Origin of the sequence: Paramagnetospirillum marisnigri (assembly GCF_001650715.1) — a bacterium.
Taxonomy (GTDB): Bacteria; Pseudomonadota; Alphaproteobacteria; order Rhodospirillales; family Magnetospirillaceae; genus Phaeospirillum; species Phaeospirillum marisnigri.
In genome coordinates this window covers 1-7307 of record NZ_LWQT01000087.1, presented here as the reverse complement: position 1 = coordinate 7307, position 7307 = coordinate 1, and the positions used below count along the sequence as shown (strand labels likewise).

Sequence of the window (7307 nt, the reverse complement as noted above, 5' to 3'; positions counted from 1 at the left end):
GAGCGGTTGGCGGTGTCGGAGCGCCGGGCGTGCCTGGTGCTGGGACAGCCCCGCTCGACGCAGCGACGTGAGCCACAAGGCTGCCGACTTCCTGGTAGGTTTCCAGCATGGAGAGCGCGGAGAGCAGGCGGCATGAGGGGAGACTTGACACCATCCCGTCCGCTGCCACCATGCGCCCGGAAGCACAGCGACGGCAATTGAAACTCATATCACAGAGTGATACAATTTGACTCTCCGGGTATTCAAAAACCTTGGCTTCGACGACTGGGCTGACGACGAGGACGTGACCGACGCCATGCTGATGGCGGCAGCCCTCGAAATCGACAGCGGCCTGATCGACGCCCACCTTGGCGGTTACCTTCTGAAAAAGCGGGTGGCTGCGCCAGGGCGGGGCAAGAGCCGGAGCTATCGGGTCATCGTCGCCTGGAAGCAGGGTGATCGGCTGTTCTTTCTTCACGGATTCGCCAAGAGAGAGAAGGACAACATCACCCAGAAGGAAAAGGCCGCCTTGACCCGGTTGGCCGAGGTCTACATGGGTTACGATGACGCCACCCTGGCGGAGATCGTGGCCGACGGCGATCTACTGGAGATTGTGCCATGAGCCGAATTCTTGACAACGTCCATGCCAGCGCCAAGCGACTTCATGACAAGGGGCGCATGGCCGACATCACCATGTGGGAATTCGATAGCCTGTGCCTGCCGCCCAAGCGGACGTTCTCCGCCGAGGAGGTGCAGCGCATCCGGGCTGCAGCACATGTCAGCCAAAGCGTATTTGCCGCCTTTCTTGGCGTCGGCAAGACCACCGTTCAGCAATGGGAACAGGGTATCAAGAAGCCGAGCGGCCCTGCCGCCAAGCTACTTGATCTGGTCGAACGCAAAGGGATCAGGACGCTGGCGGCGGAGTGATTGAGCAAACGCCGGGCGCTACTGCGCCCCCCTCTGAATGGAATCTCATACGTAGAATCTTCGGATTGAAACCCGCACCTTTTATGTGGCATTAATCCCACGGGGTGTGCACGCGTGAGGTGTTTGGTCGAGGGGGTTTCCTTGCTGATAGTGACCCGAAGTGACGCACGGAAGGCCATCCTTCTGGCTGCACTCCTATGTGCCTTTGCATTTGGAAGCATCTCGCAGGCCATAGCCCAGCAGAATCGCCTGCCCGCCTCCGACGATCCGGGGCGCATCGAGCGCCGCTTCCCATCCCCGGCTGACGCCCTCAAAGACCCTTACGCCCCAACTTATATCGATCCGGTCATCAAGGGTAATTGCTGCTTGCCGTTCGTTCTGGAGAAGAAGCCTGGGGAAGAGGCTCAACAGCCTGACATCATCCTTCTTCCCCCCTCCTCGGAGGGAGAGAAGAAATGAGCCACACTCGTTCTCTCCTGGCTGCGGGGGCCTGCTTGGCAGCCCTGTCCGCCGCCGATGCCTGGGCGCAAGTCAACGTGGCCGCCACCTCCGGTGCGACCGATCCGGGACGGATCGAAAAGCGCTTCGAGCAACCGCGCAAGCCGCAATCGGTCATCGAGTCGCAAGCACCCGAGATCGACGAGCAGATGCCGCCCGAGCAATCGGACAAAATCCGCTTCACCCTGACCGGCGTGACCATCGAGGGGGCGACGGTCTTCCCGGTCGATGACCTCTCCGCCTTCCATGCCGACAAACTGGGCAAGGAAGTCTCGCTGACCGAGGTCTACAAGCTGGCGGACGAGATCACCGCCAAGTACCGCAACGCAGGCTTCATCCTCTCCAAGGCCATCGTCCCACCCCAGCGTATTTCCGCTGGTGCCGTCGTCATCAAGGTCGTCGAGGGTCATGTCAACGAGGTGCTGATCGAGGGTGAAGCCAACGGACGCGCCGCCCTCTTCTACGAATGGGGCGAACGGATCAAGGAATCCAAACCCCTCGACAACAAGGTGCTGGAACGCTACTCGCTGCTCGCCAATGACCTGCCCGGCGTCAAGGCCAAGGCCATGCTGCGCCCGTCCAAGACCGTTCCCGGTGCCTCGGACGTGGTGTTCATCATCGAGCACAAATACATCGACCTGTCGGCCTCGTTCGATAACCGGGGCACCAAGACCAGCGGCCCTCGGGAATACACCCTTGGCGCGGGCATCAACTCTATCCTCGGTCTGTACGAGAAGACCTCGGTCAGTTGGATTAACACCCTCGAACGGGATGAACTCCGCTATCTGGCGATCCAGCATGACGAAGTGCTGAATTCCGAAGGAACCAAGCTGACCCTGTCCGGCAACCGCAGCCGGGGCGAACCGGGCGAGTCCCTGCGTGCCCTCGACCAGCGCTCGCGCAACGTCACCCTCAGTGCCGCATTTTCCCATCCTCTGATCCGCACCAGGGCGGAAAACTTCTCGCTCTCCACCGGCTTCACCTCGCGGGATTCCCGCTCAGAACAATTGGGGCAGGTGTCATCCAACGACCACACCAGGGCGTTCAAGATCGGAGGCTCCTACGACTTCTCGGATTCCTGGGAAGGCGTCAATATGTTCGCCCTCGACCTCTACCGGGGCATCGATAGTCTTGGCGCAACCCGCTACGAATACGGCTCGAAGTCGCGGGCACGGGGCCGCCCCGACTTCACCAAGCTGACCTTAGATGCGTCGCGCACCCAGCAGCTTCCCAACAATTTCGCCTTGGTTGCTGGCATGACCGGCCAATGGTCGGCCAATGCGCTGCTGTCGTCGGAGGAGTTCGGCTACGGCGGTTCGCAATATGGCCGCGCCTATGATTCGTCCGAGATCACCGGCGACAACGGTTTCGCGGGCAAGCTGGAACTCCAGTACAGCGGCCAGGTCGAGGATATCGATCTGAAATACTACCAGCCCTTCATCTTCTATGATGCCGGGCTCACCCACGACCGCGATCCGGTCAACACCAACGCCATCCGCACGGCGACTTCGGCGGGCATCGGCATCCGCTTCGGCTTAACCGAATATTTCAGCGGCAGTCTGGAGATGGACAAGCCCCTGACCCGTCCGGTCAATGCCAACCTGCCCGGCGGTAAGGGCAAAGAACCCCGGTTCTTCTTCAGCATCTCGGCAAGGTATTAGGGCATGAGCAAGCATCCCTCCCACCGTCGCGCTCTCCGGTCCTGGCTCAAGGCTACCACCGCCCTTGCAGGGGCATTGCCCATGCTCGGCTTGACCATCTCGCTGGCCCATGCCAATCCCCAAGGTGGCGTTGTCACCCAAGGTTCCGCCACCATCAGCCAACCCGACGCCAAGACGGTGCAGGTCAACCAGTCAAGCAACCGTGCCGTTATTGATTGGAGAAGCTTCAGCATCGCTGCGGACGAGACCACACGCTTCGTCCAGCCATCGTCCTCCGCGATTGCCTTGAACAGGGTGACCGGCGATCAGGTGTCGCAGATTCTCGGCAAGCTTCAGGCCAACGGTCAAATCATCCTGGTCAATCCCAACGGCATCGTGTTCGGCGCGGATTCCAAGATCGACGTAGCGGCGCTGGTGGCCTCCACCGCCAACATCAAGACCGAGAACTTCATGGCCGGAACCATGAAGTTCGATATCCCCGGCAAGCCTAACGCCCAGATCATCAACCAGGGCACCATCACTGCCGCCGATGGCGGCTTGGTTGCCATCGTCTCTCCCTATCTCCGCAATTCCGGCATCATCTCCGCCCGCCTGGGCAAGGTGGCGCTCGCCGCCGCCAACGGCGTGACCCTCGACCTCTACGGCGACAATCTCATCCTCTTCCAGGCCAGCGACAAGATCACCCAGCAGGTCGTGGGCATCGATGGTCAGCCCGTGTCCAGCCTGATCGAAAACAGCGGTAAGATTTACGCCGATGGCGGGCGGGTGCTCATGACCGCCAATGTCGCCAAGGGCGTGGTGGACAACGCCATCAACACCACCGGCCTGATCAGCGCCCGTGCCGTTGAACAGCAAGGCGGCGAGATTATCCTGAAGAGTCTCGACGCAGGCACGGTTCAAGTCGGAGGAACACTTGATGTGTCGGCTCCCAATGGCGGCGATGGTGGCTTCATTGAAACATCGGGTGAACATGTCACGATAGCGCCGTCTGCCCGCATCAGCACCAATGCCCCCTTCGGCAAAACGGGGCGCTGGTTGATCGATCCCACCAACTTTCTCATCGCCAGTTCCGGAGGAGACCTCAGTGGCAGCCAAATCGCCACTATTCTGGCGGGGACCAATTTGGAAATTCAGACTGCCACCGCTGGTATCGAAGATGGCGACATCCAAGTCTATGACGGAATTTCATGGGGGAGCACCAACAAGCTCACCCTGACCGCCTATAGAAACATCGATGTCAACGCCGCCATCAATGCGACAGGGGGAGGCAGCATCAAACTCCGAGCCGACAGCACCGGCACCGGTACCGGCACCATATTGTTTGGAAGCAGCGGCCGTCTCGCCGCCAATGGCGGCTCCGTCGGGCTTTACTACAACCCAACGTCTTTTACCGATGCGTCCACAAAATCGGATACCAGCGGCAATCCCTATACCGGCAACGTCTCCCTCAGCGGGGGAGCGACCATGACCGCGTATATGCTGGTTAAGGATGTAGTCCAATTACAAAATATCTCTTCAAACCTCTCCGGTCACTTTGCAATTAGCAACAACATAGATGCAACACAAACAAATAATTGGAACAATGGAACTGGATTTGAGCCGATTGGAATTGGGAATAGCGAATTTTCCGGCACACTAGACGGAGACCTAAATAAAATACAAAATTTATACATACACTCCAATGCAGGCCAATACATCGGCCTTATTGGCACGAATTCTGGAAAAATAAAAAATATTGTACTAAATAACGCAAATATAATTGGTGGCGGAGCGGTTGGCGGCATAGCTGGCTACAACAAAGGAGAAATACAAGATTCTTTTGTATCTGGATTCATTGGCGCATCAATAAATGTTGGCGGAATATCCGGCAACAATTCGCCTAATGGCATAATATCAAGGTCATCTAGCACGGCAACCCTTAACAACGACACTGGTTATGTCGGAGGCATATCAGGATCAAGTCTAGGAAAAATTCAATATAGCTATTTTACTGGCGACATCTCAACTGCCGGGCTATTTCAATCAGTCTCTGGAGGCATTGTTGGACGTTTTCACTTTGGTGGATTAATATCGGATAGCTACTTCGCAGCAAAAGTTCGCTATCCAAATACGGGGGTATATGGTGAGGTTATTTACGTCGCGCCGTGGGATGATTTTTATTCTTTAAGAAATCAAATGAGTTCAAACTACATCGATGCAAATGGAGCCCAACAAGTTAATGGCAATACTTTATCCCAAATGAAACAACAGGCCAGCTACCCTGGCTGGGACTTCACCAATGTCTGGCAAATCAACGAAGGCGTTTCCTACCCAACCCTCCGAAGCGCAGCCTCAACCTCTGGGGCGACCACGACCAAGGTTCCCGCCGTCGTCAACAAGGAGTCCGCCCAGCGCCTCTACAACACATATCGCACCGCCGATGCCCCCACCCTGCTGGCGGCGATCATCACCCGTGATTTCAATAATGACCCGGCCGATCCGGTTTGGCATGCCCTCTACCAAAATGGCGCGGCCACGGCGGTTCAGGTTGAGGCCAACAGGCGCTGGAACGTCTACGAAAGCACCAGCGATACCGATCTTGCCAAGCAATATGTCAACGGCCAGTTCTCAGGAACCGAAGCCGTGGTCTGGAATGCCCTGGTTACGAGGCGAGGGGCAGCGCTGACGGCTGCGGTGAGTGCGCTCACGACGGTGCCCAAGACTGACCCCAAGACTGACCCCAAGACTGACCCCAAGACTGACCCCAAGACTGACCCCAAGACTGACCCCAAGCCCAAGCCAGAAACCGGTGGCCTCAACCTCCCCAATATTAACTTTGCTCTAGTGGCGCAGATTCAGCAGGTGTCAACCCCCACGGGAGCGCTGCTCGCTCTAAATGATGCGTTCGGGTCATTTTTGGGCGACGCATCTAGGATGATGCAGCGCAACCCTGATGAAGTAAATAAAGTCAGGGAAGCCGTTGCTAAGGATCTTGCCACTTGGTATCGAGGCGGGGCCATTGGAAAGAAAGACTACATTACAGCCCAATTTAATGGGAAAGTAGCGCAGTTAATGTTTGCGACGGGGAGTCAGATTGATGCAATGTCGTCAGCACTTAAGACAATGTCTGATATAAGTGGATCAGTTAATACAATATTCAATGTTGCAAATCTTTCACGAGAGACGTTTGACATTGTAAAGTCACTTCCAGATACAGCAAGGTCATTAGTTGAAAATGTAGGTAACATTTCAACAAGAGACATCAAAATTGTTAAAGACATTGCAAATAAGCTCATGTCTTCGATTGAGGCAACAACAACAGGAAAAATAGATGACAGAGTCAGCGCCGCTATTAATTTATACAGGACATTGAGTGCGGGGACAAAGGACCTTGCAACGGCTAAAGCAGCCAGTGATGTAGTAGACATGATTGAAAAAACTAAAAATATTGAAGGGAACATGCTTGAAGTTCTGTCTGAAGTTGACAAACTAACAACCGTGTTTATGGGGGCATATCAAGCCAATTCTATTTCCAGCAAAGACTCCAAGATTATTGCACAAGATATGCTAATAAAAGAGATGGCAAATGTTGGCGGAGTTAGCGTAAGAGAATTTGCCATGAAAAATCCAGATTTACTTGTTTTTAAGGAGATACATTCAACAAATATACTTGGGTTTCCTACTGTTGAGATAGTGGAGGTTAATATCAGAGATGTTTATATGTAGTCGCAGAATTTTTCACGATAAAGGCCCGCCATAGCGGAACGTCCAGTGGATTACCTCACGCCCCCCGCCGAGCAGTTTCCCCTCCCTCAATCGGCAAGTCACATCCCCAGCTTCCGACCACCAGTCAATAACTCCCGCCCTGTGCCGCTCCTTCATAACGGCATCAACCTCCGCCTTGCCCTCGGCATGCTTTTCGACCGTGACGGTGACCTCGCTTGAGGCCGAAGCAAACCGATGCCTGCTCCCCTCGGGACATATCCGCCAAAAGCGGAACCGGGTGAAGGCCGGGCTTCCCGCCAGAAAATGGAACAGGTTGTTCTCACCGATCTCGGTCATAAGCAGGCGAACCGTGGCGTTCGGCTGGAGACAGAGCGTATCGGCATACCATCCCGGAGCCGGATCATCCCCATGGACACCTTGTTGGCCGAGGGGCCCACTTCGGGTCCACGAGGTCACAAGATGGGCACCTCCGGAAACTGGCGTCGGCTCGGGTTTCGTGATTCCCTATCCGTATGACGGAACAGGGGGCGGATATGA

General features: G+C 55.9%; 6 protein-coding genes. 5 read left to right on the top strand and 1 reads right to left on the bottom strand.

Translation table 11 applies throughout. The features are described from left to right. Nucleotides 1-226: 226 nt before the first annotated feature. The 5 genes from A6A04_RS16020 to A6A04_RS16000 all read left to right on the top strand — a co-directional run bounded on the left by A6A04_RS16020 (nucleotide 227) and on the right by A6A04_RS16000 (nucleotide 6770). Nucleotides 227-601, top strand: coding sequence for a type II toxin-antitoxin system RelE/ParE family toxin (locus A6A04_RS16020; protein WP_068494667.1), 375 nt, complete (start codon nucleotides 227-229; stop codon nucleotides 599-601). Further along, nucleotides 598-906 carry a helix-turn-helix domain-containing protein gene (locus A6A04_RS16015; protein ID WP_068494665.1) on the top strand — a complete coding sequence of 103 codons (309 nt, stop codon included), beginning with the start codon at nucleotides 598-600 and terminating at the stop codon, nucleotides 904-906. Before A6A04_RS16020 ends, A6A04_RS16015 begins: the two co-directional genes overlap by 4 nt. A 141-nt stretch (nucleotides 907-1047) precedes the next feature. After that, entirely contained in the window at nucleotides 1048-1365 is a 318-nt protein-coding gene (locus tag A6A04_RS16010; protein WP_156612656.1) for a hypothetical protein, read from the top strand. Continuing rightward, the gene (locus A6A04_RS16005; RefSeq protein WP_068494661.1) at nucleotides 1362-3065 is read left to right on the top strand and encodes a ShlB/FhaC/HecB family hemolysin secretion/activation protein; all 1704 of its coding nucleotides are present in this window, start codon (nucleotides 1362-1364) and stop codon (nucleotides 3063-3065) included. The genes A6A04_RS16010 and A6A04_RS16005 overlap by 4 nt, the downstream gene beginning before the upstream one ends. A 3-nt stretch (nucleotides 3066-3068) precedes the next feature. Further along, the gene (locus A6A04_RS16000) at nucleotides 3069-6770 is read left to right on the top strand and encodes a two-partner secretion domain-containing protein (RefSeq protein ID WP_082914985.1); all 3702 of its coding nucleotides are present in this window, start codon (nucleotides 3069-3071) and stop codon (nucleotides 6768-6770) included. Between the two features lie 12 nt (nucleotides 6771-6782). Here A6A04_RS16000 and A6A04_RS15995 read toward each other — a convergent pair whose 3' ends face one another. Further along, complete coding sequence (locus A6A04_RS15995; protein ID WP_068494655.1) at nucleotides 6783-7106, bottom strand: hypothetical protein; 324 nt, start codon at nucleotides 7104-7106, stop codon at nucleotides 6783-6785. Nucleotides 7107-7307 lie beyond the last annotated feature (201 nt).

What these genes read in the sequence shown, in the direction of transcription:
- A6A04_RS16015 (WP_068494665.1), top strand. Translation starts at nt 598, where the DNA reads ATGAGCCGAATTCTTGACAACGTCCATGCCAGCGCCAAGCGACTTCAT.
- A6A04_RS16005 (WP_068494661.1), top strand. Translation starts at nt 1,362, where the DNA reads ATGAGCCACACTCGTTCTCTCCTGGCTGCGGGGGCCTGCTTGGCAGCC.
- A6A04_RS16000 (WP_082914985.1), top strand. Translation starts at nt 3,069, where the DNA reads ATGAGCAAGCATCCCTCCCACCGTCGCGCTCTCCGGTCCTGGCTCAAG.
- A6A04_RS15995 (WP_068494655.1), bottom strand. Translation starts at nt 7,106, where the DNA reads ATGACCGAGATCGGTGAGAACAACCTGTTCCATTTTCTGGCGGGAAGC.